28 protein-coding genes are annotated in these 24,699 nt (G+C 37.3%); 18 read left to right on the top strand and 10 right to left on the bottom strand.

Annotated elements, in window-relative coordinates; all coding sequences use genetic code 11:
* Positions 1 to 95: 95 nt before the first annotated feature.
* Positions 96 to 860 (bottom strand): alpha/beta hydrolase, encoded by a 765-nt coding sequence (locus IQ226_RS15995; protein ID WP_228039486.1) that lies wholly within the window; start codon positions 858 to 860, stop codon positions 96 to 98.
* A gap of 357 nt (positions 861 to 1,217) precedes the next feature.
* Between IQ226_RS15995 and IQ226_RS15990 the strand changes: the two genes are divergently transcribed.
* A complete protein-coding gene (locus IQ226_RS15990; protein ID WP_193896911.1) occupies positions 1,218 to 2,714 on the top strand; it encodes an HlyD family efflux transporter periplasmic adaptor subunit in 1,497 nt (498 codons plus the stop codon).
* Between the two features lie 66 nt (positions 2,715 to 2,780).
* On the opposite strand, the gene IQ226_RS15985 is transcribed toward IQ226_RS15990, so the two are convergent.
* From IQ226_RS15985 to IQ226_RS15975, 3 genes are all read right to left on the bottom strand, one after another.
* Positions 2,781 to 3,359, bottom strand: coding sequence for a Uma2 family endonuclease (locus IQ226_RS15985; RefSeq protein ID WP_193896909.1), 579 nt, complete (start codon positions 3,357 to 3,359; stop codon positions 2,781 to 2,783).
* Positions 3,360 to 3,631: 272 nt separating this feature from the next.
* Positions 3,632 to 4,051, bottom strand: coding sequence for a PIN domain-containing protein (locus tag IQ226_RS15980; RefSeq protein ID WP_193896907.1), 420 nt, complete (start codon positions 4,049 to 4,051; stop codon positions 3,632 to 3,634).
* On the bottom strand, positions 4,048 to 4,344 hold the full coding sequence (locus tag IQ226_RS15975; RefSeq protein ID WP_228039485.1) for a hypothetical protein: 297 nt from the start codon (positions 4,342 to 4,344) through the stop codon (positions 4,048 to 4,050). Before IQ226_RS15975 ends, IQ226_RS15980 begins: the two co-directional genes overlap by 4 nt.
* A gap of 219 nt (positions 4,345 to 4,563) precedes the next feature.
* Here IQ226_RS15975 and IQ226_RS15970 point away from each other — a divergent pair, with 219 nt between their 5' ends.
* Genes IQ226_RS15970 through IQ226_RS15955 form a run of 4 tightly spaced genes read left to right on the top strand, consistent with a single transcriptional unit; the run spans position 4,564 to position 6,607 of the window.
* The gene (locus IQ226_RS15970; protein WP_193896905.1) at positions 4,564 to 4,746 is read left to right on the top strand and encodes a hypothetical protein; all 183 of its coding nucleotides are present in this window, start codon (positions 4,564 to 4,566) and stop codon (positions 4,744 to 4,746) included.
* 46 nt (positions 4,747 to 4,792) lie between these two features.
* The gene (locus IQ226_RS15965) at positions 4,793 to 5,203 is read left to right on the top strand and encodes a hypothetical protein (protein WP_193896904.1); all 411 of its coding nucleotides are present in this window, start codon (positions 4,793 to 4,795) and stop codon (positions 5,201 to 5,203) included.
* A gap of 6 nt (positions 5,204 to 5,209) precedes the next feature.
* Positions 5,210 to 5,791, top strand: a complete 582-nt coding sequence (locus tag IQ226_RS15960) for a hypothetical protein (protein WP_228039484.1) — start codon at positions 5,210 to 5,212, stop codon at positions 5,789 to 5,791.
* Positions 5,792 to 5,812: 21 nt separating this feature from the next.
* On the top strand, positions 5,813 to 6,607 hold the full coding sequence (locus IQ226_RS15955; protein ID WP_193896902.1) for an Rpn family recombination-promoting nuclease/putative transposase: 795 nt from the start codon (positions 5,813 to 5,815) through the stop codon (positions 6,605 to 6,607).
* Positions 6,608 to 6,997: 390 nt separating this feature from the next.
* Here the strand turns inward: IQ226_RS15955 and IQ226_RS15950 are convergent, their stop codons facing one another.
* The 4 genes from IQ226_RS15950 to IQ226_RS15935 form a co-directional block, all read right to left on the bottom strand.
* Complete coding sequence (locus IQ226_RS15950) at positions 6,998 to 9,679, bottom strand: RNA helicase (RefSeq protein ID WP_193896900.1); 2,682 nt, start codon at positions 9,677 to 9,679, stop codon at positions 6,998 to 7,000.
* Positions 9,680 to 9,839: 160 nt separating this feature from the next.
* Positions 9,840 to 10,274, bottom strand: a complete 435-nt coding sequence (locus IQ226_RS15945) for a DUF29 domain-containing protein (protein ID WP_193896898.1) — start codon at positions 10,272 to 10,274, stop codon at positions 9,840 to 9,842.
* 37 nt (positions 10,275 to 10,311) lie between these two features.
* On the bottom strand, positions 10,312 to 10,458 hold the full coding sequence (locus tag IQ226_RS15940) for a hypothetical protein (protein ID WP_193896896.1): 147 nt from the start codon (positions 10,456 to 10,458) through the stop codon (positions 10,312 to 10,314).
* A 116-nt stretch (positions 10,459 to 10,574) separates the two neighbouring features.
* Positions 10,575 to 11,039: a type I restriction endonuclease subunit R gene (locus IQ226_RS15935; RefSeq protein ID WP_370567167.1), complete on the bottom strand. Its 465-nt coding sequence runs from the start codon at positions 11,037 to 11,039 to the stop codon at positions 10,575 to 10,577.
* 74 nt (positions 11,040 to 11,113) lie between these two features.
* Here IQ226_RS15935 and IQ226_RS15930 point away from each other — a divergent pair, with 74 nt between their 5' ends.
* Positions 11,114 to 11,362, top strand: coding sequence for a DUF2281 domain-containing protein (locus IQ226_RS15930; RefSeq protein ID WP_096666164.1), 249 nt, complete (start codon positions 11,114 to 11,116; stop codon positions 11,360 to 11,362).
* Positions 11,363 to 11,755 (top strand): type II toxin-antitoxin system VapC family toxin, encoded by a 393-nt coding sequence (locus IQ226_RS15925; RefSeq protein WP_193896894.1) that lies wholly within the window; start codon positions 11,363 to 11,365, stop codon positions 11,753 to 11,755. It begins immediately after the preceding gene.
* A 62-nt stretch (positions 11,756 to 11,817) separates the two neighbouring features.
* Here IQ226_RS15925 and IQ226_RS15920 read toward each other — a convergent pair whose 3' ends face one another.
* Entirely contained in the window at positions 11,818 to 12,033 is a 216-nt protein-coding gene (locus tag IQ226_RS15920; RefSeq protein WP_096671380.1) for a type II toxin-antitoxin system HicB family antitoxin, read from the bottom strand.
* 26 nt (positions 12,034 to 12,059) lie between these two features.
* Entirely contained in the window at positions 12,060 to 12,176 is a 117-nt protein-coding gene (locus IQ226_RS15915) for a type II toxin-antitoxin system HicA family toxin (protein WP_370567169.1), read from the bottom strand.
* Between IQ226_RS15915 and IQ226_RS15910 the strand changes: the two genes are divergently transcribed.
* From IQ226_RS15910 to uvrA, 11 genes are all read left to right on the top strand, one after another.
* A complete protein-coding gene (locus IQ226_RS15910; RefSeq protein ID WP_193896892.1) occupies positions 12,166 to 12,453 on the top strand; it encodes a GTPase in 288 nt (95 codons plus the stop codon). The two genes, IQ226_RS15915 and IQ226_RS15910, sit on opposite strands and share 11 nt — an antisense overlap.
* Positions 12,454 to 12,739: 286 nt before the next feature.
* Positions 12,740 to 13,021 (top strand): DUF2281 domain-containing protein, encoded by a 282-nt coding sequence (locus IQ226_RS15905; RefSeq protein WP_193896890.1) that lies wholly within the window; start codon positions 12,740 to 12,742, stop codon positions 13,019 to 13,021.
* Between the two features lie 140 nt (positions 13,022 to 13,161).
* Complete coding sequence (locus tag IQ226_RS15900; RefSeq protein WP_228039483.1) at positions 13,162 to 13,431, top strand: hypothetical protein; 270 nt, start codon at positions 13,162 to 13,164, stop codon at positions 13,429 to 13,431.
* On the top strand, positions 13,424 to 13,546 hold the full coding sequence (locus IQ226_RS25625; protein ID WP_255539974.1) for a type II toxin-antitoxin system RelE/ParE family toxin: 123 nt from the start codon (positions 13,424 to 13,426) through the stop codon (positions 13,544 to 13,546). Before IQ226_RS15900 ends, IQ226_RS25625 begins: the two co-directional genes overlap by 8 nt.
* A gap of 1 nt (position 13,547) precedes the next feature.
* Positions 13,548 to 13,688 carry a type II toxin-antitoxin system RelE/ParE family toxin gene (locus tag IQ226_RS25975; RefSeq protein ID WP_370567168.1) on the top strand — a complete coding sequence of 47 codons (141 nt, stop codon included), beginning with the start codon at positions 13,548 to 13,550 and terminating at the stop codon, positions 13,686 to 13,688.
* A gap of 430 nt (positions 13,689 to 14,118) precedes the next feature.
* Entirely contained in the window at positions 14,119 to 15,273 is a 1,155-nt protein-coding gene (locus IQ226_RS15890; protein ID WP_193896888.1) for a vWA domain-containing protein, read from the top strand.
* Between the two features lie 17 nt (positions 15,274 to 15,290).
* Entirely contained in the window at positions 15,291 to 18,536 is a 3,246-nt protein-coding gene (locus IQ226_RS15885; RefSeq protein WP_193896886.1) for a tubulin-like doman-containing protein, read from the top strand.
* An 81-nt stretch (positions 18,537 to 18,617) separates the two neighbouring features.
* Positions 18,618 to 20,168 carry a hypothetical protein gene (locus tag IQ226_RS15880; protein ID WP_193896884.1) on the top strand — a complete coding sequence of 517 codons (1,551 nt, stop codon included), beginning with the start codon at positions 18,618 to 18,620 and terminating at the stop codon, positions 20,166 to 20,168.
* Between the two features lie 76 nt (positions 20,169 to 20,244).
* Positions 20,245 to 21,003, top strand: coding sequence for a flagellar motor protein (locus tag IQ226_RS15875; protein ID WP_193896882.1), 759 nt, complete (start codon positions 20,245 to 20,247; stop codon positions 21,001 to 21,003).
* A 55-nt stretch (positions 21,004 to 21,058) separates the two neighbouring features.
* On the top strand, positions 21,059 to 21,220 hold the full coding sequence (locus tag IQ226_RS15870) for a DUF433 domain-containing protein (RefSeq protein ID WP_193896880.1): 162 nt from the start codon (positions 21,059 to 21,061) through the stop codon (positions 21,218 to 21,220).
* 467 nt (positions 21,221 to 21,687) lie between these two features.
* Positions 21,688 to 24,600 carry an excinuclease ABC subunit UvrA gene (gene uvrA / locus IQ226_RS15865; protein WP_193896878.1) on the top strand — a complete coding sequence of 971 codons (2,913 nt, stop codon included), beginning with the start codon at positions 21,688 to 21,690 and terminating at the stop codon, positions 24,598 to 24,600.
* Positions 24,601 to 24,699: the final 99 nt, after the last annotated feature.

Raw genomic sequence — 24,699 nt, 5'->3', positions numbered from 1 at the left:
CTGATTCTCTTGTATTTAAAAGTTTGCAAACCTTTACAGAGATAGAGTTTTCGGCTTTTATGGTTTAGATTTATCGGCATTAAATTTTGGTAATTTTAGTTGTGACCATAAAAGAGACGAAAGAGCCATATTTCACTTCCTGCTGGCAAGGCAATTCTATCCGCACCACCATGTAAAATTAACAATGGTACTTGCCATTTTTTCGCATGATTATGAATCCAATCTACTGTGGCAAAAAACTCTGTAGATAACCTAGCAGTAGCGAGAGTATGGCGTAATTTATCTTGAGTATAGGAATCTAAAATTTTCTGATCTCGTGAACCTGCGCTGAAATCCAAGCCAATATTCAAGGAAAAACGGGGCCACACCTGGGAGAGTAATTTACCTAAAACAATGCGACTCAGGGGTACTCCTACTCGACCAATGCTGGGTGCAAAAGCAATTACACCTGATAACTCAGATTTACCTTGGACATAACGAAGAGTGTAATCTAAGGCAATTACTCCTCCCATGCTATGTCCTAATAGAAAAATTGGGCATTCTGGTTGTTGTTGTTGAATTAAATTGAGGAAAATTTGTAAGTCATCACGAAATTCAGCCCAGGTATTGATGTAACCTCTTTGACCAGATGAACGCCCATGACCGCGTAAATCACAGCCATAGATAGCATATTCTTTTGGTAACAAATGGTCAACTATCGTCTTGTAAAGTCCGCTGTGTCCTCCGAGTCCATGAACTATGACTAAAATTCCCTTGATTTCACCTCTAGGATGCCAACTTTGGTAATACAAATCAAGCCCACCCACACCTGAAAAATTTCCCTCTTTACGAGAGGCGATCGCATTGCTATGGTAGATCATAGAGTTAATTTTTTACGTTCCTATCTAGTAAGCTACTAGCTTATTAACGTATATTGTAGAGAAATTTGCTTCTAACTGTAGGAATAAATACAGATAGTTTTCCTAAAAACAATCATGTTATCAAAATAACCAGAATAATTAATATAGATCCCCGACTTCTTAAAGAAGTCGGGGATCTGGATATGTTCAGTGACTTACATAACAATATTTTATATTGGCATAGATTACTATTAAACATTTAGTCATACCAACTTTATGTGAGGCTACACAGAATCAGCAAATTCATGAATTTATCCCTCTTTATCTGCGTTTATTTGTGTTCATCTGCGTTCAATAATTCTAGAAATCTGACAAATTATGAAATTTTCCCTAGCTGCAAATGCTGTGCAAGCGCGTCAAACAAAAGAAAGATTTGCAAAACCAGAAGAACAATTATCCTATGAATTGGGCAAAGCAGTCCAGGAATTACCACCACTTTATACAAGATTATTAGCTGGAACAATTAGTTTTATCATTTTTGGAACAATTTCCTGGGCGCATTTTTCAGAAATTGATGAAGTCGCCACAGCCACAGGAGAATTAATTGCTTCCACCCAAGTTAGACCGGTGACAGCTTTGGGTAATGGTTCTATTTTAGCAGTGAAAGTGAAAGAAGGCGATCGCGTTACCAAAGATCAAATTCTCATTCAACGTGATCCCAATTTTCAACAAACAGATGTCAACCGTCTAGCCAAATCTAGTAAATTAATTGAAGATGATTTACAACGATTACAAGCTGAACGTGCTGGAGGCAAAACTGCGGGAACAATCCTGCAAGATGAACTTTTAAACTCGCGGTTATTAGACTATAAAGCCAAACAAGCAGCAGCAGCAGCAGAAGCCAAACGTCAACAATCAATTCTCAATCAAGCCAAAGTCCGTTTGAGTCGCTTACAGGAAAATTTAGCCAATGCAAAAATCAGTTTTACCAATGTGCAAAAAAACTTAGAGAATGTTAAAAGTCTACGTTCTATGTTAGATAATAATTTATCTATTGCTAAACAACGGGAAGAAAATCTTCGTACCTTAGTTGAACCAGGGGCTTTAACCAGAGTTGATTATTTAGATGCTAAAGAAAGATTAAATCGTGCCAATGCAGATATTGTTAGAAATACCGATGAAGTTACGAAAAATCAAAATAATTTAACAGAAGCAAAAGATAAAATTGCCTCTTTAGAAAAAGATGTTGCTGCCCAATTTCAAGAAATAAATCAAGCAGAACAGGCTTATCAAACAGCCAAAAATCAAAATATTCGATTAACATCAGAACGTCAAAGTGAAATTCTCACCCAAATCAATAAACGCAAAGAAGAATTAGCTACAGTTGCCGGTCAATTAGAACAAGCCAAGCAACAAAAAGACGGAGAAACTATTAAAGCCCCCGTTGCTGGAACAATTTACAAAATTAAAGCTACTAAAGGTCCAGTTCAATCTGGAGAAGAACTATTATCAATTTTACCGGAAGGAGAAGAAATGCTGCTAGAGGTAAAAGTTCTTAACCGTGATATTGGTTTTATTAATCAAGGAATGAAAGCAAAGGTCAAAATCGCCACTTTCCCATTTCAAGAATTTGGTGTAGTTGACGGTGAAGTATTACAAATCAGTCCCAATGCCATAATTGATAAAGACTTAGGTTTGGTTTTTCCTACCAGAATTAAATTAAGTAGACATTCCTTGAATGTGCGTGGACAAGAAGTAGAATTCAATCCAGGTATGGCTGCAAATGCTGAAATAGTCACTCGCAAAAAGTCAGTTTTAACATTCATTATTGAACCGATTACTCGACGTTTTAGCGAGGCATTTTCCGTCAGATAAAAGTCACAGATTCAGGAGGTAGGGGCGCAGGGTCAGCGCCCAGTCAGGAACGAGTTTCAAAACAATTTATCCTAATTCCTCAAAAACAATATCCTCATAAACAGACTCAATAGGAAAACTTAGATCAATACTTCGTAGTTCGATATTATCCCCCACCTGATAATTAAAAATTTCCCAATTACCGCGATCATTTTTGCGGTATAAATCAATCACTATTTTCTCAGCATCAACCAGAACATAATCTTGCAAACTAGGATTGCGACGATACAATCTAAATTTATCCCCTCGGTCATAACTGGCTGTACTGGGAGATAAAACCTCGACAATTAGACAGGGATATTGAATTGCTTGGATTGCAGTCCTATCACGCTCGTCGCAAGTAACGCTCACATCAGGATAAACATAATCTTTCGTTTCAAAAATATTTACACGACAATCGGAATTACCAACCTGACAGCCACTACCCCGTAAATGACCTTTAACAATGAAAATAATATTACTAGCAATCCGTCCATGATTTTGAGTCCCCCCACTCATAGCGTAAATTTCACCATTAAGATACTCATGGCGAAGCAGTTGTTGTTCTTCCCAGACAAAATATTCTTCGGGTGTTAATTTAGGAAACTTATCTTTTACAGCAATCATTTTTTATTACCTCATCTGCGCTCAACACAAATTAAAATCGCTTTCATCAACAATACCTTGTCCTTTGGTGTTTGTGGCTAATAATGTGGAGAAGTGGCTGAAGGTCTACAAAATGAAAAGGGGTGCTGATGGTAGGGATTTGTTGGTGGTGATTCTTGGTGTTTGTAGGTTGTTTCAGGTGGTTTAATTAGGAGGAAGTTGAGGGAGAATTTTTGATTTTGGATTGGATGTTTGATGTCTGTCTAAAATCCAAAATAAGTGTTTTAAGTCCGTCAAGGAGAGTTGGTTAATTCCTCAATTAATTGGTCAGGAGTAAGAATGCGCGGTGTAACTACGGGGAAATCTTGAGAATTACGGGTAATGATTGCATCTAATTGGTTGACTACCGCAGTGGAGTATTGAATGGCATCTTCAAAATCCTTAAAATTCGTTGTGAAAGCCATTGTAATTACAGCCTGATTTACCGTAGCAATTTGACAGAAAGTAACTAACTGATTTAAATAAGTAAGCGTCCAATCTCGACCTCTGGCTTTACGGATGATATAATACAAATCACTAAAAGTTGAGGCTGAAATATAACCTGTAATTTTCCCTTGTTCAATCAGTGATAAAACTTGTTCACTTGCATTCCAAAAAGGCTCTCTTTCTAGGGCATTATCAATGATGATATTAGTATCTAGCAGGATTTTCACAGGTTATATTTCTCCTTTAAATATTCATATTTAGCTTGATCTGGATCAAAGTCTACTGGAACGGGTGGGGCATTTTCAAACAAACCCTCAAATGCTTTTATCCTAGATTTTCTCTTTGGTGTTTCTGGTGCTGGTTCACTCGCTGGGGTTGTGGTATTATCAAGCGTCTCAGTAGCTTGCCAAACTACAATTTCTACATCTCCAGGAGGTAAATTCAGGGAGTCGGTAATTACTAAGTTACCAGATGAATCAATTTTTCCTTTGAGTTTGTATGCTTGCATAGTATTTTTCATTAGATTCTATTTTTATATTATCTCGGATTCGCTAAATTGCATCGTGTATTTATCCAGTGCAATCTTCATTTATCACTACGTGAGTTATTAAGTTGATGTTAGTTTTTTAGTGAGATGCTAACCTTTTCAGAGATCATGCAAGTTAGCAAATACAGTAATTATATTTAACATCTTCCCCCACTGGGGGATTTATGAGGGCAAAGTTCAAAAAACACCACCATGAACACGCCCAACTACAGCTTATTACTACAAAGCCTGTGGACACCACCTACCACACCCATTCCCGAAAATTCCCCCTCAAATCACCATCCGCCAGAACCAACAGAAATCTCCGAATTTATAGGAGAAGAAATACTCTATCCACCAATAATTATCAATAGGAATAAATATGTATTAAAATAGAAGCCAATAGCTAACTTAAACCCTCAAAAATTATTAAACAAAAACAATGAACATTAAGCAGAATGTCTTAGAAGTTTCAGGATTAGAACTTACCAAGACTATCTTAGTAGATTTACAAAAGCTCGCCTCTTGCTCTGGAGAACCAATAGCATCTGTCTATGCAGATAACCTACTGCGTACCATGCGTACTATGCGCGATAAATTACCATTTGATCCCTATACAGAAGTGGTAATGGCATTACATGATGCACTGGCATATTCTAACCGTTGGATTGACTATAATGCCAGTCAATATCAAGGAGTTTGTGATTTACTTACATCCATAGTCAATCAAGAAACAATCAACAATTCATCAGTTGAAGCAGCAATTTTAACCCTAGAAAACTTAGGCTTTGATACCATACCATTTGGAGTCAAACTTGATGAAAGCCTGGATTTAGATAAAGACGAGGAATAATAGCAAATGGATGATAAATCTATTCCTCAACACTTTCTAGATACCTCAGTTTTACGTTCTCTGCTACTTGGTACGCAAGTCTATAAGCAGTATTTTGAATCTCAACTTACTGACCAAACGCTTTATATTTCTAATTACGTGCAGATGGAGATGAGGCGCAGTTATCTGATTAATCTTATTTCCTTCTACTTTGTGCTGCGCCTAGAAACTATAAATAATATTGGCGATGCTATCGCACTGTGGAGTAATAGATTTAAAACCAGCGAACTTAAAGCTATTTTACAACTTATTCCCCAACTTTTTAGCACCCACCAACTCAACTTTAATAGTCCCCAAGATAAAGAAAAAGCCATCTTTATTTTAGGAATTTATATCAAACGTTTTGAACTTCTACTCAGAAAAAAGTTTAATAATACCAATACAGATTCTACCACTTGTACCCGCGCCCTTGTACCGCTTACCCTTGACTTACAAAATCTGGCTGCTGGCTTAAAACAGTTTGCTGATGAATTTGCAGATGTAAAAAAATGTCGCAGCAACTGTCAGATTGACCAAGTTCTTTTAGTACAATACCGTGCAGAAATTTGATAATTTTCTAATAAATTACCAATGAAAACAGACAGCATATTTTACCGATTATTTCAAGAAATACCCAGCATATTTTTTGAACTGATTGGTAACTCTCCCCAACTAGCAGAACTTTATCAATTTTCATCAGTTGAAGTTAAACAAACAGCCTTGAGAATAGATGGAGTTTTCTTACCTAACCAAAATACAGATAACCCCATCTACTTTTTAGAAGTACAATTTCAATTAGATAAGGATCTCTACTATAGACTATTTACCGAAATATTTCTTTACATCCGTCAAAACAAACCCAAAAATCATTGGAATGCTGTAGTTATCTATCCAAGTCGCAGCATAGATACGGAAGATATTCAGCATTATCAAGAATTTTTCACCAGTCAACGAGTCAGAGTTATTTATCTTGATGAATTAGCAGAAACAACATCTTTACCCATTGGTGTTGCTACAATGAAACTAATCATCGCTAACGTAGATAATTGCATTACCCAAGCCAGAGAGTTAATCACCAGAACTAAACAAGAGATAAATTCTCAACTTCAACAGCAACAAGTATTACAAATCATCGAGACGATTTTAATTTACAAGTTTCCCAGAATGAATAGGGAGGAAATAGAAGCCATGTTTGGATTAAGTGAGTTAAAACAAACCCGATTTTATCAAGAAGCAAAAGAAGAGGGTGAACGCAAAGCTAAATTAGATGCAGTTCCCGGGTTGATAGCATTGGGTTTAACTAGAGAACAAATCGCACAAGTTTTAAATTTAAGTTTGGCAGAAATTAACCAGATTATCCAAGAACAGAATACAAAGGACAGGTAAAAATGATTATAGCTAACTTAAACCCTCAAGAATTATTGAATAAAAACAATGAATATTGAGCAGACTGTCTTAGAAATTTCAGGAGTAGAAATCACCAAATCTAAGTAGATGAACCGAAAAATTTAAAGGGGAAAATTTAAAGGTATGTGAAAAGAAGTAAAATCGCCCAAAACTCTCTTCCTGTTCCCTGTTCCCCCTCCAAAATATAAAATTTATTTTGCACGACTACTTATGTAAATTCAAAGTTTACTCCCATCAAATCAAAGCCTTACAAGCAATTAGAAAAGGTAAAAGTTTCATCTTTGATTTGTAAACCGTAAGGGTTTGAGATCCCCGACTTCTTAGAGAAGTTGGGTATCTGACGGCAAATATAAGTTATATAAACCCTAATTATTCCATTGCTTCATTCACAGGGAATCTATCAATTAATTGCATCGCTCGTTGAGCATTGCGTCGCAATACATCTGGTAAATTAGGAACATGAGGAATCTGGGATAATAAATCTAGAGTGCGGCGTAAAATTCGCACTACGTCCCCTTCATCTAAAGTGGTTTTTTCACATAATGCTTTCCACTCTACCCCTAGCGCCCACTGTTCTACCAGGGCAATTAAGCCAATGAAACGAGTTTCCAAACCTACAGGTAAGGCTACCCCATGACGATACTGCACCTTTAACACAGCACGGCGAATTGGTTGCAATGTTAACCAAGCTGTATCCGCTTCCGCTGATAGCTGAAAATCAACTTTAGTATCTGGACGGGGGCTTTCTGTCACTAATGCGGCTATGACTGCGGCTAGGTTATGGGGACCAATATGATCTAATTCTCCACTGGCTATAACTAAACCTAACCACAATTCGTTTTCACCACGAATGGCTGCGGCAATTTCTCCTAATTTTGTGGGAACTAAGTTATCTAAACATTTAAAGAATTGCAAAATTTCAATTAAACAGAGAAACTCTTCCCAATATCTTTGCGACTGTAGTGATACTTGTTCTTGAAGGTGTTCAATTTCTGCTTCTAATTCGACACAACGCGCTCGATTTTTGAATATTTTGGCAATGTTACCCGATTTATAAATGGGATGGTTTTCTAACTGTTCTTGGACAGCAGTTAGGCGACTGAGTTGTTCTCTTACTTCTGTAGGTAGATGGTTAAATTCTTCAGGATTGGGTATGCTTTGAGCGATCGCAATGGTACTGTCATCACCACGAATTGATTGTCCGCGTTTCAAACTCAATTCTGAAGGTGGTATTAGCTCAGATGGAACTCCTACTCGCGGCATTTCTGCATACATATCTAATATATCTGCTGAAGTTGCCACATACCAACGGTTATTTTGCCCCAAGCAGACAAAGTAAGATGTCTCGCCCACACTCACGGCTTTGTCAACCAGCACTACTGTTATCGGTAGGGGTGACATGGCGTTTCTGTCGTTGAGACTCAACATAGTTCCAGAGATGGCAAAATCCAGCATCATTGCTAATTGTGCCTGTCTATCTTCCTGTGCCTGTTCTTGCAAGGTTTTGAAAATTTGGCGTTCTACTTTCAAGCGTTGACGCAGTTTTTCGTATTGCATCAACTCACTTTCATCAATTGCCGCCAGTTGTGACTGAATTTGCGATAATTCGGCTTGAAATTGTGCCAGTTCTTCAAAATCTGGTTGGAGGTGCAAGTTGGACATATATTGTCCAAAACTGCGTTCTATGAGTTCTCTGGCTTTTTCGATGGTGTGGGTTTGCAGCAGGTTCAAAACCATGCCGTAACTGGGTGTAAACTGACTAACTAAGGGATCAGCTTTGGATGTGGCTAAATAGGATGCTTCTTTTGCGCCTTCAAAGGGGGTTTGTAATGTCACTACATAACCTTGAAGATCCATGCCCCGACGACCAGCCCGCCCTGCCATTTGCAAGAACTCCGAAGCATTGAGTAAGCGGTGTCCGCTGTCAGTCCGTTTAGACAAGGTAGAAATAACTGTTGTCCGGGCGGGCATATTAATTCCCGCTGCTAAGGTTTCTGTGGCAAATACGACTTTAATTAATCCCTGTTGAAACAGTTCTTCAACGAATCCTTTCCAAGCTGGTAAAATGCCGGCATGATGGGCAGCTATGCCTCGATACAGGGGGGCGACTTGTCCAGCCCTGCCAGCATCGGGATTCTTGCGTAAAAATTCGTCAATTTGTTGGCGGAGGATTTGCGACTCATCATTATTAACTAACCATAAATCACCAACTTCTTCAACGGCTTTATCACAGCCCCGACGACTGAAAATAAAGTAAATGGCGGGAAGCATATCCCGTTCTTGGAGTTGGCTCAAGGTATAAATAATACCGGGCGGTTCTGGTCTACCAGCTTTGCCTTTTTCCCAATATCCTTTTTTAGCCTTTTTGACTAAGCGGGGATTAATTTTGGTATTAGTTTCATTTAATAAGGGAAATAAACCCTTGGGATTACAAAAGTTAAATTCTAAGGGAACGGGGCGAAAATCGGAGTAAATCAGGTCTGTGGGACCATGAACATGATTTAACCAACTGGTGAGTTGATCACTGTTGGCAACGGTGGCAGAAAGGGCTACAAGTTGGATACTACGGGGACAGTAGATGATGGATTCTTCCCAGACTGTACCCCGTTGGCGATCGTTCATGTAGTGGCACTCATCTAGCACTACAGCCTCAACATCTGTCAAGGAGATCCCGATTTGACCTATGGGTGTGCCATAGAGCATATTGCGGAAAATTTCTGTGGTCATGACCAAAATTGGTGCATCCCTGTGAATGGAAGCGTCTCCAGTGAGGAGTCCAACTTGATCAAAGCCAAATTTTTCGCGGAAGTCTCGAAGTTTTTGATTAGATAACGCCTTGAGGGGAGTGGTGTAAAATACCCGTTTCCCGCGAGATAAGGCGCGATAGATGGCGTATTCCCCGATGAGGGTCTTTCCTGAACCTGTGGGCGCACAGACAACTACTGAACGGTCAGCATTGAGGGAGGCGATCGCTTCTTTCTGGAATTGATCTAATTCAAAGGGGAAGATTGACCCAAGGTCAATTTCATTAGCGGAGTCGGAATAATTCACTCAATCATAATTTGCAAGCAGACTATCCACTATCATAACGTGATTCGTGGTTTGCTACGTTGACAGGAAAAGCGCAAGTTGTGAAGGTATTACTGAGCTTTTTTTAATCATTTTACTATTTCGGCAATTTTGCGGAGACCTCGCCAAGCAATTACACTGACTATTTCCGCCAAGAAGTTTGTTGCAAAATCTGATCTATTTCCTGAGGAAAAGGACAATCATCAGGAAAATCAAAAGATTGATAATCAGAGTTCTCTCGCAGAGTCCTTAGGGCGCTGATATAACATTCTCTAAATATTTCATCCCAATACGGTCTTAAGCTGGGAGAGTCTTCCAATAAGCCTTTCAATTCTCGCTGACTACGCCTAATTGTTTCTGTCCAACCACGATAGTCTTGAGTGTAGTCTGAATAACAAAGTTTAAGACAATGTTCTAGCATTGTGATGAGCCGATTTCGCAATTCTCGCTTTTGACTCCTTCCCAAACTTTCAATCTCCTCAATTAAGTCTTCCCAGTCAACACTATGATAATTTTGCTCTTTCAATAGATTAATTGTCTCTTCAATCCAGAGGGCGTAATCTGTTTGGGTTAGCATAGTATTTTTCCTCTTTCCCTAATTTTACACTTTTTTATCATTTTACTATTTCGGCAATTTTGCACAGAACTCCACAGGCAGATTCTAATTCGTTTTGGGTAGACAAGGGCGCAAATACTCGTGATATGGCATAGTGTTGATTTTCTAGTTTGACAAACACAATATCGTCGCCATTGGTTAACATTCCAAAGTTAGGTAAATCAGTGTTGGGACTAGTACCGCAAGGCGGAAGTCAAAAGTCAAAAGTCAAAAGTCAAAATGAAGACAGTATAGGCTTTTGGAGGATTTAGAATGGTTGGTTTATTTACGCCGTTTTGTACTAGCCATCAAGTAAGCCAGGGTTTGTGGCAATGCTGACCAAACTGATAATATGGTTTTTTTTGATTCTAAAACGATTACCCATAAGCGGTCTTGCAATACCAGTAAATCTATTCGACCCTGGAGAGTTTCTTCGCTATCAGCTATTGTTATTTGTACAGATTCTTCTGCTTTGATGCGAAAAGGTGGATCATATAAACCTGCAACTGTAAGTAATGGAGAAACGAGTAATAGCATTACTGTACTTTCTAATAAATGTCCACCTGAACGATGATAAAGATAACGTTTCCAGAGAATTTCTAGGTTGGTGCGGTCATTGGGATTAATTTCAGGTAATTGATTATGCCATTCTGTAAAAGAATCCTGAGATTCATTGCGACTCAAACCAAATCGTTTTTCTGCTTCAGCAATGGTGGTGATAGTTTCAGTAACGGCTAGTGTTTGCATGGTAGATTTTTGTCTCAGTAGTTGCATCTACGATAAAATAATTTCACCGACCTGATTTTATCTAAAACTCTATTATGACTATTGCTGAACAGATTTATGCACTTGTCAAAACTCTTCCTCCAGATCAAGCTGATGAGATTCTGACTTTTGCTGAATTTATCCGTGCTAAACACCTAAATAACAGTCAAACTGTTAAAAATATTGACGAGTTATCTTGGTCAGAATTAGTTTATTCACTTGCTGGAACTTGGAAAGATGACTTTCCCACTTTAGAAGAAATTCGCACCGAATCAGGACAAGACATCTTGCGGGAGAGCCTCTAGATGTACGTTTTGGATACCAATACCCTGATTTATTATTTCAAAGGTCAAGGAAGAGTTGCTCAAAATCTTGTTAATGTCTCTGCTCAAGAAATTAGTATTCCTACGATTGTTCTTTTTGAATTACAAGTTGGTATTGCTAAGTCCAATTCACCCGCAAAACGCACTCAACAACTTCAAGAACTTCTGAGCCGAGTTAACCTGGTTCTGTTTGATCGAGAAGCTGCTCTTGCTGCTGCTAAAATTCGGGCTGAGTTGGAGCAGCAAGGAACTCAAATCGGTCAAATGGATGTTTTGATTGCCGGTACAGCCATAGCACTTCAATCAACTTTGGTTACTCATAATATCAAGGAGTTTTCCAGGGTTTCGGGACTCACAATTGTTGACTGGTATTGACTCATAATCAATAAGCTTAACTGCTAGTCCTTGTATGGTGGATTGTTTCCCGGTAGCTGTGATTATATTGTCACTGCAACTTTACCAACTTCTGTTGATGGTTCGGGTATGGGTTGTCCATCTTCTTTCAATACTTCTAGGTATAATGCGATCGCTTCTTTAATATTTTCCTGTACTTCTCCTAAAGTATCGCCAATACTGACACAACCAGGTAAATCAGGAACATAAGCGCCCCAGTTTGTCTGGCCACGTTCATAGATGACTGTGTACTCAATCATTTTTTCCTTCATAATTTTGCTTGCTTCTAAATTGATGAGAGTGTACCTATGGGAATGTCATTACTTGGTTTTCCGGGTACAACTACCATACCTGATTTGCTTTGATGTTTGAGGATACGATGACTACCTCTGGTGCGATCTATATACCAACCATCTGCTTCCAGGATTTTTAGAACTTCTTTAACCTTTAAATCATCTTTGTCAAATTCTCTCTTAAAAGCTGATGTTTACAAAACTGATGTTATTCAAGGTACAGCCATAAAAGCTAATGGTTCAATAAAACTTGATAAGTGGGAAATCCATGATACGCCCGGTATTATGCACAATTTGGCTGATGATGAAGAAGCCAAGGAAAATATTCGTCGAGCGCACGTCAAGATACTTGTAATAGATGATCAGCCCTATGAACCAAAACTTTAATTCAATGGATTAAATCAGGATATCCTAATATTCGTGATGGAAAAGCCTATCTCGATCAAATCAAGAAAAAATTAGAATCTGGCAATTTGTAGTTAAATAACGTCTTGGATTTGCCCAGATTCAAAAAGTGCGATCGCTCTCCCACACAAATTTAATGGAATTTAGGAAGGCGATCGCATTACTGTAGTTCAAAACCGATTTCACAAACTAGAGAAATGTTAGACAGTAATTTCAGTCAGAATAGAATAGTGTGTTTGAAATAAGCAGCATTCATTCAAATAAATATATGGATACTTTAACCAAAAACCGAGAGCAAATTATTGAGTCAATTAAGACATTGCCTGAAGATTCACTTACTGAACTCATCAATTTTGTTGATTACCTGCGCTATAAAGCAACTGAAAAACAATCTCAAAAAACCAGTAAAAACTTTTTGCTTTCAATTGCAGCCTTGGGAAATTCAGTAGAAAAGGATGTTTCCGAGCGAGATGAAGAAATTCTGTCCAATGAAGTTGATCCTATTCGCGGTTGGAGTTTACATCGAGATCGCTCTCCCACACAAATTTAATGGAATTTAGGACAGCGATTCCTACGGAGCGTTTCGCTATCGCACTATATTTTTGGGTACGTTAATGAAGCGATTAAATAAGGGTATGATATGGGGGTAAACCTTTGATTTCAGAAAGTGGAAGCAAGCAAATAAGTACTATGGATAATTCCCCAGGTTCAGATAGATCATCGGAGGTTTTAGTATCTGTGACAGAGTTACAGAATCAGCTTAATGAATTACTCAAGCAACTATCACCAGAAAGATTGCAGGTGCTGGCTGATTTTGCTGCTTACTTAGCAAATGTTGAAAGCGAAGCTGCAACCCAAGAACTTTTAGCAATTCCTGGATTGCTAGAACGAGTTAAGCAAAATCAAACAACACCTAAAACCCATTACACAAACTGGAGAACTCTTCGCTCTGATGTATGAAGTTGTTCTCCATCCCGATGCCCAAAAGGTTTATATTAATGCTGATAAAGCCCTAGCAAAGAAAATTGCCCGATGTTTGCAGCAGCTAGAGCAAACCCCCCCAGTCGCACCCTAACATCAAAGCCCTCAAGGGAGATTATGCAGGGTACTATCGCTACCGAATCGGCGACTACAGGGTCATCTATTCGATAGAAGATGAAGTGGTGCAGGTATTTGTTGTGGCTATCGCTCATCGGAGCGAAGTATATGAACAGTAAATGTGAGTTGTGATTTTACTGGTAGATTGGGATTAACAGCCTCAATTAAGTGCTATCAATACACTTTGTACAGCTAGTACCGCAAGGCGGAAGTCAAAAGTCAAAAGTCAAAATGAAGACAGTATAGGCTTTTGGAGGATTTAGAATAGTTGGTTTATTTACGCCGTTTTGTACTAGTTGTTTAGCGATCGCTCTTCTAGGCTAAGTGAATGAAATTGAGGACAGCGATTCCTAGGTCGCGCTTCGCTATCGCATTACTATTAGGATGTGATAATCAATGCTTTTTCCAATTTGGAAAAGGTATTGATAATATGAAGGCTTTACATAATAGCCGTATAAATTATGTTTTGCGTCAGGGCGTAAAGACGGAAACTTTAAGACTATTTGTGTAATAATTCTAATACACATTATTTAATGGGCTATAGGGTTTGTGACTTTGACAAAAATTACCCCTGGACAACCACTGACTGATACACAAAAAAAAGGCTTACAGTTAGTATCCCTCTTGGGTGGGGGTAAACGTGATGTTGTGTTAGCCATTGATGTAACGGAAAGTGTGGGTTTAAATGACCAAGGACGTATTCGCCTACGTCAGATAGTTGAAGACAGTCTCAAACCTGGAGATTCTGTTTATGTTGTTCCCTTTGCTCAAAATGTGGTTTTTGATGAGGTTATTTCTGTAGAAAATCCATTAGGAAAACCTATATATTTTAGCAAGAAAGATTCAGAAAATATTAATAAAGTATTAGCAAAAATTCCTTTTAATTATGATCCTAACCGTTATGGTACAGATATTCAAAGAGCAGAGTTAACAGTATATCAAGGTGTCGCGCAGATTAATCAAAATCGCCTTGCAAAAAATCAATCAATTAAACCACAGTCTGTTGTTTGGATAACGGATGCAACCTTAGGTACTAAGCCCGGAATTACTTCCGAAATTTGGATAGAAACTCCTGCCGATAGTCCTTTTAGAATTGCGACATCACCGGAGAGTGAAGAGAGACAAAATTGGATTAAGAGTTTACCTTTACAAGAGCGATCGCTCACCATTTTCACACAATTCAGTAAAGATTATCAACTATCTGTAGTAGACATTAACCCGACAATTCAAGAATTTTGTACACCAGCCCCCGGAGGTCAAGAAACCTGTTTAGTTAATTCGTATTTACTCAAACAGCTATGGTTTCCCAGTTTAATTTTATTATTATTAATAGCTGCTGGTATTTGGAGTCTATGCAAATTTGCTAAATTACAAAAAAAATGGAAATTGCGAATTAGATTTGAAGATGAAGATAATGCAGAAGATGAAGAAAAATTATGTATACTACCAAATAAGAAAAAAATCGCCATAGGTGAAGATGATCCTAGCTGTAAGGATTCCATTGACTGTCCAGGAGGAGAAATTAGAGGACATTTACAACGTCAAGGAGAAAAACTATATTTAGTCCCAACACCAGAGGGAAACATTCAACTAAACAACAAAAAAGTGACATCAAAGACTCTCATAACCAATTCTAGATTTACGCTAAATTGTCCAGATTCACGCCAGCGTGATTACCAAATAAATGTTAAAATTGAAAAATAGTATTCAGGGGAAAAACTATGACTCAAGCATCTGCAAAAGAAACCCAATCTAGAGGCATTAATCGCACAATTTGTATCGGTTTAGGGGGAACTGGGAGAGATGTATTAATGCGAATTAGACGGTTAATTGTTGACCGTTATGGAGACCTAAATAAGTTACCAATTGTCAGTTTTGTTCACATTGATACAGATAAAGCAGCCACCCAAGTTACAGGGATTAGAACAGGGAGTACCTATCATGGTGTGGATTTAAGTTTTAAAGAAGCTGAAAAAGTCGGTGCTACCATGTCATCAAGAGATGTCACCATGTTTGTAGAAGGACTAGAACGGCGTTCGGAATATAGTAATTACGGACCTTATGACCATATTGGCAGATGGTTTCCTCCTGGGTTATTGCGGGACATTGGAGCAATTGAAGACGGTGCAAAATGTATCAGACCTGTGGGAAGATTAGCTTTTTTTCACAACTATCAAAAAATTAAAACATCAATTGTAACAGCAGAAAACCGAACGAGAGGACATGAATCTTTTTTGCTAAAATCAGGGTTAAGAATTGAACCAGGACTAAATATTTTTGTTGTTGGTTCTCTCTGTGGTGGTACAGGAAGTGGGATGTTTTTAGATGTTGCTTATAGCCTTAGAGATATCTATAGAGATGAAACTGCTAAAATTTTTGGCTATTTAGTGATTAGTCCTGATTTATATGGCAATACCAACAAAATGATTACAAATACTTACGCTGCTCTGAAAGAATTAAATTATTACAGCACTCCCGGTACAACTTTTGAAGCAGTTTATGATCTTGAAAATTCGGTAATTGTACAAAATAAAAAAGAGCCATTTGACTATGCTTATTTAATTTCTAATAAAACGCTAGGAGAATATCAAATTCTGACACAAGGTAAACTATGTAATGTGATTGCTCATAAGATTGCTCTTGATTTTTCAGGTGAATTAGCACCTGTAATGAAAAGCAACAGGGATAATTTTAAAGAAAAAATGATTGAATCAGATAAACATCCTCGTCGTAACACCCAAAGATACTTAACATTTGGACTGTCAGCAATTTATTTTCCTCGTGATACTATTATTGAAATTGCTTTAACAAAGGTAGGTTTAGAGTTAGTCAGGTTTTGGTTAAATGGCAAGGGTCAAAGTCCAGATCCTATTAACTTACTTGAGCAATTTTTAATTCAACATAATTGGCATAATGACTTAGGAAAACGAGATGGTTTAACTAATAAATTAGCAGAGTCTGTAGAAGAATCTAATAAGACCTTTAGTAATAGTCTCAAAACTTGGCAAAATAAATTATCCCGGTTAATTGCTGAATGTAGAAACAAGGATGACCGCACTAATATCCGTCAGCAATTAGCAGCGGAATTTTATAAACAATTTCGCACAGTGCAACCAGGAGAAACAGAAAGTATTCGCGGTTATTGGTTGACGAAATTAATGCAAGCTACTCCTAAGATTACCAAAGAACTTAATGGGAATATTGATGATTATGTGATGCAATTACTCACACCAGTAGATCCTAATTTCTCCATTAAAAATACACGCAATTGGTTAGATTCTCTGCGACACGAATTACATAAATATCAAGGGGATTTACAGGAGAAAATTACCGATTTTGGAGGCATGAAGCGCTTAGAAGATGTAGAAAGAAAATGGGAGAATGCAGAACAAACAATTGAAGATATGGAAAATAAACTAGGTATTCCCTTTGTTGATTTCAAAAACATTCCATTTCAGGACGAGTGCAAAAAAGTAATGCAAGAAGTTTACAAAATTATCAAGCATAATTTTGAATTAACTGTATTGCAAGAAACTTTAAAAATTGTCAATCAATTACAAAAGCAAGTTCAAGAAAAAGAAAAGCAAATTGCAGCTTTTAGTAGTTTAGTAGAGGACTTAGAAAGTGCTTATGAAAAAGAGGAAAGAGAATTAAAACAATTGAATTTCGATGAAATGAGTGGAGAGGCAATTTTTGATACTGAAGATATAGAACTTTGCTATCAAACAATGATCCCAGAAAATGATGTTTGTCCTCAATTAGTCTTAGCAAGTTCAGCACTTACCGAAGAAAATGGTAGAGGAGCATCTTTAGCTTTTTTCCTGAATATAGAACGTACTACTCACTCTCAACTAAAACAAGAAATTGATCTGAAAATTGATAGTTTATTTGCTTTTCGAGGTAGCAATATTGTTACTTCTGTGATTAAACGCTTCATGCAAAAATACTCCTTAGCTGCGCGTTCAACTCGTCTAGCACAAATTATGCAAGAAGGTCAACCACTTTTGCGTTTAAATTTGAATGATCCTTATTTTCGAGATGAGACTAGTAAAAGTAGTAAATTAGTAGGTCACAAGAATACAGATGAATTGGAAGTCAAACAGTTTAAAAGTTTGCTAACACAGGACTTATCTGTTCAACAAAGTGAATTAAAAGAAGTTCAAGCAGATGATGAGATATTAATTGTTAATGAATATGCTGCGTTTCCTTTGAGATTAATTAGTAGTCTGGAAAGAATGAGAAATCCATATTTACGAGAACAAAATTCTGGTACATCTTTCTTGCATAATGACTATCGCGCTTCATTCCCTGATATAATTCCCCCTGATGCTAGAAGAATGGAAGAACTAGAGGATATTTTTTATCCTTGTTTAGCGTTAGAATTATTAACAGAAAATCAGGATACTCAGGAATTAGAGTTTAAACATTATGACTCTTTTCAAGATAGTTATTATACTGCTGTTGTGAGTGCAAATTGGATGGAAGCTTTAGAAGATTTGGCAAATAACCGCAATATAGCGGATACTTTGCAGAAGATTTTGGATGATACAATTTCCCAAATGGAAAATAATCCAAAATTATGGGAAAATGAATATCTACCTAAACTGCGTCAATTTCCAGACAAGCTCAAGCAAATACCCGAAGATAGTCCGAATTTTCCCCATATACAAAAAGTATATAATAATCAAGATACAGTAAGAAAGGGGATTATAAATCGTTTTTTGGAGAAAATGGAAGCAAAATTTAGAAACACAAATTCAATTTTACCAAGAAACAATACAGGAACTCAAACAGCTATTGTGGGGGAAATAGTTTCTCATTCTCCTCAAGATAATACTGGTAATCAAAATCAAGATAAATTGCGTTCGGAATTAGAACGTTTAAAAGAGTTATTTGATAATAACTTGGTTACTCAAGAATATTATGAGATACAAATGCAAAAAATCCTTGACAAATATCTAACCTAAAATAGCTTTTATGGGTAGTTCATATCTACCCAATTCTCACATTTTTTTGTACTACTTCTTGCACTACCACAGGTCATTTTTATGCCAGCAATACCACTTTACTTAATTGTCATCACTCTCTTTCTGGTTGTTATTCCATCTGGGATTACTATTGTTATTCGCATATATCTTTACCGCTATTTAATAGATTTGACTAATAAAGTTCAAAGATTAATCAAAACAGGAATCAGGGGAGTACAACCGAAAATTATCCAAACATTAGAAGATAGATTTGAACAAGCTAGTAAACAATTAGAACAGGTAAATACAGCAGCATTAATAGATCAAATTTATAGTCAGGAAACAATTAAGGGATTTACCTGTGAACAAATAGATTATTTATGTCGCATTTTGCCAAATTTACTGTTAGCTTTTGGATTATTAGGAACTTTTTTAGGAATCACTATTAATTTATCTACTCTCAGTCAAACGATTAATCAAGCTAATGCTAGTGATGTCAGTAATTTAGTTACTGAGTTAAAGAAACCATTGGAAGGAATGAGTATTGCATTTACTACCAGTTTAACAGGACTATTTTTCAGTGCTTTGGTAACAGTATTCAATTTCATTTTTAATAGTGGACTTGCTAAATATCGCTTAATTAGTTCTTTAGAAGATTATCTAGATAATGTATATTTTCCTGAAGTGCAGGGTGATACCCGTCTTGATAAAATAGTTAATAAAATGGTATCTCAACAGGATGAATTTTTAACAAATTTTGGGAAAACAGTGCGAGAAGCTGTAGAACAATCTATGGGAAACGTCGCAAAACAAATTGCTGACGGGAATAAAGAAACTACAGATTTAGCTAGACAAGTTTATGAAAAATTCACAGACGCTGCTGGAACTATATCTCGTGCTGCTAATGAGTTTAAAAGTTCAATGTCAGCATTAAATACAACATCTCAAATATTTAAACAGTCTGCTGAAACTTTTAATCAAAGTCAGTTTCCTCTCAAATTATCATTAGCTACTGTAGATTTGAGTAATACACAGCAGAAATTTTCTGAGTCAGCTACAAGTTTAGCAGCAACAACGGAAGTAATTAAAACAGTTTTAACGGAGGTTCAGAATTGTAGTCAAAGTTTAATTAAGTTAGCAGAAGAAATCAAAGATACAAATAAAACTTCGGTTAAAGTGTTAGATTTACATGAAAATAACCAAAATCTTTTAACTGAAATTATTCCCGGACTCCAGCAAGGAGCTAATAGTTATGAAAAAGCAGTTAATAAACTGGATAATTTAGATCAAAGAGTGCGCGATAAAGTTAATAGTTTTGATAAATTAATCACAACTATTGAGCAGTTGTTAGAAAATGTGAAAACATATACAAATAATGTAAATACTGCTATTAGTATAGCATCTAATCAAACAGATGCTAATAGTCAAAAACTGATGAAATTATTAGAGAATAATAATTATCAACTAATTGCTGAATATCAAAATGTGAGTAATACCCTTATTCAAGGAATTGACAGACAAACTAATATCAACAAGAAGGGTTTTGAGGCTAATATTAAAGGCTTGGAGCTATTAATTAAGAATCTTGAGGAATATCAACAAAAACTTAGTGGCACAAATACCGATACATGAGGTGCGTTACGCTGGTGCTAACACACCCTACTGTTTAAGTTGACTAACAAATTTACAAAAATAAAACATTGCAACTATGGCTCGTCGTTCACGCTACACAGAATATAATGAAGACCTAAACGTTTGGCCAGCATTTACTGATTTAATGTCTAATGCGTTTATGATATTGGTTTTATTTTTGTTTTTAACCATTATCATATCACAAATTAATAAATCACAGATTAGTAAAAATATCAATCAAAGTGTTCAAAGTTCGGAACAGTTAGCTTTAAAAATTAAACAATTAAATGAGCAGATAAAATACTTACAAACACAATTAGAATCTCAAAAAAAGTTAACAGATACACCACCAATTATAGTTATAAAAGATCAAGGTGATTATAGATTTGCTTCTGGTAGTGCGGAAATTCCTCAACAAATGTCAAATTATATCTTGAAGCAAATAGTACCGGAAATAGAAACTAGAACTAAAGAATATCGGATTAATGTAGTAGAAATAATCGGACACACAGACGGACAAGCTAATGGTCAAGTAACGAGTAATTTGGATGTCAATTTAGAAAATGTAGTTAGTGGTAATATACCGGTAGGAAACTTACGAGCAGGCTCTAATGCTGATTTAGGATTAATGCGTGCTTTATCAGTTGTCAAGGCGCTGCGTGATATTCAAAAAAAAGAAGGCAAACTATTTGGATTATCATTTCGCGCTTATTCTGCGGCACAATTAATATTACCAAATGGACAATTTGCAGGAACAGCGCGTCAAGATGATGTTACCCGACGACGAATTGAAATCCGATTTACACGGTTAGGAGAAGTGCAAGAAGTTAGATAAAAAATCACTATTTTCTCTATCAAAATCTATTTCGGGTTTCCGAATCTAATCAGCTATGCAAAACCTCACCAGAATTACCCGCAATCCAGAAGTAATGGGCGGTAAACCCTGTATCAGGGGAATGCGTATCACAGTTGGTACTATCGTTGGACTAATGGCATCTGGACACAGTGCAAATAATATCCTGGTTAATTGCTGCAAGATTATTAATTGGTGATGTATCGCTGACAATGATCACAACCTACCCATCTCCCGTAAATTCTTAATATCTTCTTCAAAATCTTCACCTCTGTTAAGGTGAATCAGCAATTCTCATTTTGAAAAAATAAGGTTAGAATTGCGGATTATATGGATTACGCGAGAAAAAGGTCAGAATCACAGATTAGACGGATTGCACTGATTTCACGGATTTTAGTCACTTTGATCACAGCAAAAAACCTAATCCGCGCCATCTTTTAATCCGTATAATCCGCGATTCTGACTTTTGAGTGATTTAGACGGATTCGTTAAATGTCATGAAACCTTAAAATGAGAATTGCTGAAGGTGAATAAAAACTTTAGTGAAAAAAAAGATTTCTGGTAAAACATTTCTTCATAAAAATACATGACGAGCGGGAAACTCATTAACAAAGATAGTATTATTAAGGACTGTTTCACTGTGTAACCTTTCCTTAGCCTGTCAATATGTCAGAAAACCTAGCTTTAAACGATGTGCTGCCAAACGCTCACAATAGCCAGAATACTATCCGCATTCGGGGTGCTAGGCAGCATAATCTGAAAAATATTGATTTGGAATTGCCCCGCGATCGCTTGATTGTCTTTACTGGCGTTTCTGGTTCGGGTAAATCTTCTTTGGCGTTCGATACCATTTTCGCCGAAGGTCAACGTCGTTATGTGGAATCCCTCAGCGCCTACGCTCGACAATTTCTAGGACAGTTGGATAAACCCGATGTGGAAGCTATCGAAGGTTTAAGTCCGGCAATTTCCATTGACCAAAAATCAACTTCCCATAATCCCCGTTCGACGGTGGGGACGGTGACGGAAATTTATGATTATTTGCGGTTGTTATATGGTCGGGCTGGTGAACCCCATTGTCCCCACTGCGATCGCTCTATTGCCCCTCAGACCATTGACCAGATGTGCGATCGCATCATGGAACTTCCCGACCGTACCCGCTTCCAAATTTTAGCCCCTGTAGTCCGGGGAAAAAAGGGAACTCACCGCAAATTAATTTCTGGTTTAGCCGCCCAAGGATTTGTCCGCATTCGGGTCAATGGAGAGGTGCGAGAGCTATCAGATTCCATTGAGTTAGATAAAAATAACACACATACTATAGAACTGGTTATTGACAGATTAGTTAGAAAAGACGGTATTCAAGAGCGTTTGGTAGATTCTCTGGCAACTTGTCTTAAGCAATCTAACGGAATTGCTACAGTTGTCATTAGTCAGCCGTCAGTGGTCAGTGGCAATGAAGAAACAACTGACAATGGACAACTGACAACGGACAAAGAGGAAGAAATGGTGTTTTCGGAAAACTTTGCTTGTCCCGAACATGGTGCGGTAATGGAAGAATTATCCCCCCGGTTGTTTTCTTTCAATTCCCCTTATGGCGCTTGTCCCCATTGTCACGGGATTGGGACTTTAAGAAGATTTTCCCCGGAATTGGTTGTACCTAACCCAGATTCGCCCATGTATGCAGCGATCGCACCTTGGTCAGAAAAGGAAAACTCCTATTATTTGGAGTTGCTGTATGCTGTCGGCTTAAATTATGGCTTTGAATTACAAACTCAATGGAGGAAGTTAACACCGGAACAGCAAAAAGTTGTTTTGTACGGAGAAGAAGAAAAGAAAACTACAGAAGAGAAAAAGCAAAGTTTCAAAGGTGTCATTCCTATTTTACAAAGACAGTATGAAGGAGGAACAGAACTAGTCAAACAGAAATTAGAAGAATATTTAATTGACCAACCCTGCGAAGTTTGTGGCGGGAAAAGATTAAAACCCGAAGCCTTAGCAGTGAAATTGGGACAATATGGAATTTTAGATTTTACCAGCGTTTCCATTCGGGAATGTCGGGAAAGAATCGAAAAATTAAAATTGAGCGATCGGCAAACCCAAATAGCTGAATTAGTTCTCCGAGAAGTGAAAGCCAGATTACAATTTTTATTAGATGTAGGCTTAGATTATCTCACCTTAGATCGTCCCGCCATGACATTATCAGGTGGAGAAGCCCAACGCATTCGGTTAGCCACACAAATCGGTTCAGGACTAACAGGAGTTCTTTACGTTTTAGACGAACCCAGCATTGGATTACATCAACGAGATAACGGACGATTACTCAAAACCTTAACCAAATTACGCGACTTGGGAAATACCTTAATAGTTGTTGAACATGACGAAGAAACTATCCGCGCCGCTAACTATATAGTTGATATTGGTCCTGGTGCCGGAATTCATGGTGGAAATGTTATTTCCGAAGGCAGTTTAGAGAATTTATTAAATGCAGAAGACTCTTTAACTGGTGCTTACCTCTCAGGCAGAAGAGTCATCAATACTCCAGCCAAAAGAAGAGAAGGAAATGGTCGCGCCTTAACTATTAAAAATGCCCATCGCAACAACTTACAAAACATAGATGTAGAAATTCCCTTGGGAAAACTTGTTTCCGTTACAGGAGTTTCCGGTTCAGGAAAATCTACCTTAATTAACGAATTACTTTATCCATCCCTACAACATCATCTCCTCAAAAAAGCTCCTTTACCCAAAGATATAGATGAAATCAAAGGCTTAAACTGCGTTGATAAAGCCATTGTCATTGACCAATCACCCATAGGTAGAACTCCCCGTTCCAACCCCGCAACCTACACCGGAGTTTTCGATATTATTCGTGATGTTTTTTCCCAAACTGTAGAAGCCAAAACCAGAGGTTACAAACCTGGACAATTTTCTTTTAATGTCAAAGGTGGCCGTTGTGAAGCTTGTAGTGGACAAGGTGTAAATGTCATCGAAATGAACTTTTTACCTGACGTTTATGTGCAATGTGAAATTTGCAAAGGTGCGAGATATAACCGGGAAACTCTGCAAGTTAAATATAAAGATAAATCAATTTCTGATGTTTTGAATATGACCGTTGAAGAAGCATTAGATTTTTGTCAAAACATTCCTAAAGCCGTAACTAGATTACAAACATTATTTGATGTTGGTTTGGGTTATGTGCAATTAGGACAACCAGCGACAACTTTATCTGGTGGAGAAGCCCAACGGGTGAAATTAGCCACAGAATTATCTCGACGGGCCACAGGCAAAACACTTTATTTAATAGATGAACCAACCACAGGGTTATCTTTTTATGATGTTCACAAGTTGTTAGACGTTCTCCAAAGATTAGTAGATAAAGGCAATTCCATTTTAGTCATTGAACATAATTTAGATGTAATTCGTTGTTCTGATTGGGTCATAGATTTAGGACCAGAAGGTGGAGATAAAGGCGGAGAACTGATTGCTGCGGGAACGCCAGAAGATGTGGCCAAAAATCCTCGTTCTTATACTGGTCAATATTTACGGCAGGTATTGGCACAATATCCAGCGCTAAATAACCTCTGAATTATGATGTGCGTAATTAATTCGATGTTTATTTATAAGTAATCAATACCTTCGCCATTTTTTAACCCAGGCTGAGACGGTCTACCACTTCCTCTGACA

The sequence above is a fragment of the Dolichospermum sp. LEGE 00240 genome (assembly GCF_015207875.1).
In the GTDB taxonomy this organism is placed as follows: domain Bacteria; phylum Cyanobacteriota; class Cyanobacteriia; order Cyanobacteriales; family Nostocaceae; genus Dolichospermum; species Dolichospermum gracile.
The sequence above is the reverse complement of the archived record's forward strand: the minus strand, read 5'-3'. Positions and strand labels throughout refer to the sequence as shown.

Excerpts from the sequence above, each read along its gene's own strand:
- IQ226_RS15965 (WP_193896904.1), top strand. The coding sequence starts at position 4,793 with ATGAACATTAAGCAGAATGTCTTAGAAGTTTCAGGATTAGAACTTACC.
- IQ226_RS15925 (WP_193896894.1), top strand. The coding sequence starts at position 11,363 with ATGTACGTTTTGGATACCAATACCCTGATTTATTATTTCAAAGGTCAA.
- IQ226_RS15975 (WP_228039485.1), bottom strand. The coding sequence starts at position 4,344 with ATGAAAAATACTATGCAAGCATACAAACTCAAAGGAAAAATTGATTCA.
- IQ226_RS15985 (WP_193896909.1), bottom strand. The coding sequence starts at position 3,359 with ATGATTGCTGTAAAAGATAAGTTTCCTAAATTAACACCCGAAGAATAT.
- IQ226_RS25625 (WP_255539974.1), top strand. The coding sequence starts at position 13,424 with ATGTATGAAGTTGTTCTCCATCCCGATGCCCAAAAGGTTTATATTAAT.
- IQ226_RS15990 (WP_193896911.1), top strand. The coding sequence starts at position 1,218 with ATGAAATTTTCCCTAGCTGCAAATGCTGTGCAAGCGCGTCAAACAAAA.
- IQ226_RS15940 (WP_193896896.1), bottom strand. The coding sequence starts at position 10,458 with ATGTTAACCAATGGCGACGATATTGTGTTTGTCAAACTAGAAAATCAA.
- IQ226_RS15960 (WP_228039484.1), top strand. The coding sequence starts at position 5,210 with ATGGATGATAAATCTATTCCTCAACACTTTCTAGATACCTCAGTTTTA.
- IQ226_RS15880 (WP_193896884.1), top strand. The coding sequence starts at position 18,618 with ATGCCAGCAATACCACTTTACTTAATTGTCATCACTCTCTTTCTGGTT.
- IQ226_RS15935 (WP_370567167.1), bottom strand. The coding sequence starts at position 11,039 with ATGCAAACACTAGCCGTTACTGAAACTATCACCACCATTGCTGAAGCA.
- IQ226_RS15900 (WP_228039483.1), top strand. The coding sequence starts at position 13,162 with ATGGATAATTCCCCAGGTTCAGATAGATCATCGGAGGTTTTAGTATCT.
- IQ226_RS15870 (WP_193896880.1), top strand. The coding sequence starts at position 21,059 with ATGCAAAACCTCACCAGAATTACCCGCAATCCAGAAGTAATGGGCGGT.
- IQ226_RS15970 (WP_193896905.1), top strand. The coding sequence starts at position 4,564 with ATGAACACGCCCAACTACAGCTTATTACTACAAAGCCTGTGGACACCA.
- IQ226_RS15955 (WP_193896902.1), top strand. The coding sequence starts at position 5,813 with ATGAAAACAGACAGCATATTTTACCGATTATTTCAAGAAATACCCAGC.
- IQ226_RS15885 (WP_193896886.1), top strand. The coding sequence starts at position 15,291 with ATGACTCAAGCATCTGCAAAAGAAACCCAATCTAGAGGCATTAATCGC.
- uvrA (WP_193896878.1), top strand. The coding sequence starts at position 21,688 with ATGTCAGAAAACCTAGCTTTAAACGATGTGCTGCCAAACGCTCACAAT.
- IQ226_RS15875 (WP_193896882.1), top strand. The coding sequence starts at position 20,245 with ATGGCTCGTCGTTCACGCTACACAGAATATAATGAAGACCTAAACGTT.
- IQ226_RS15945 (WP_193896898.1), bottom strand. The coding sequence starts at position 10,274 with ATGCTAACCCAAACAGATTACGCCCTCTGGATTGAAGAGACAATTAAT.
- IQ226_RS15920 (WP_096671380.1), bottom strand. The coding sequence starts at position 12,033 with ATGATTGAGTACACAGTCATCTATGAACGTGGCCAGACAAACTGGGGC.
- IQ226_RS15905 (WP_193896890.1), top strand. The coding sequence starts at position 12,740 with ATGGATACTTTAACCAAAAACCGAGAGCAAATTATTGAGTCAATTAAG.
- IQ226_RS15930 (WP_096666164.1), top strand. The coding sequence starts at position 11,114 with ATGACTATTGCTGAACAGATTTATGCACTTGTCAAAACTCTTCCTCCA.
- IQ226_RS15995 (WP_228039486.1), bottom strand. The coding sequence starts at position 860 with ATGATCTACCATAGCAATGCGATCGCCTCTCGTAAAGAGGGAAATTTT.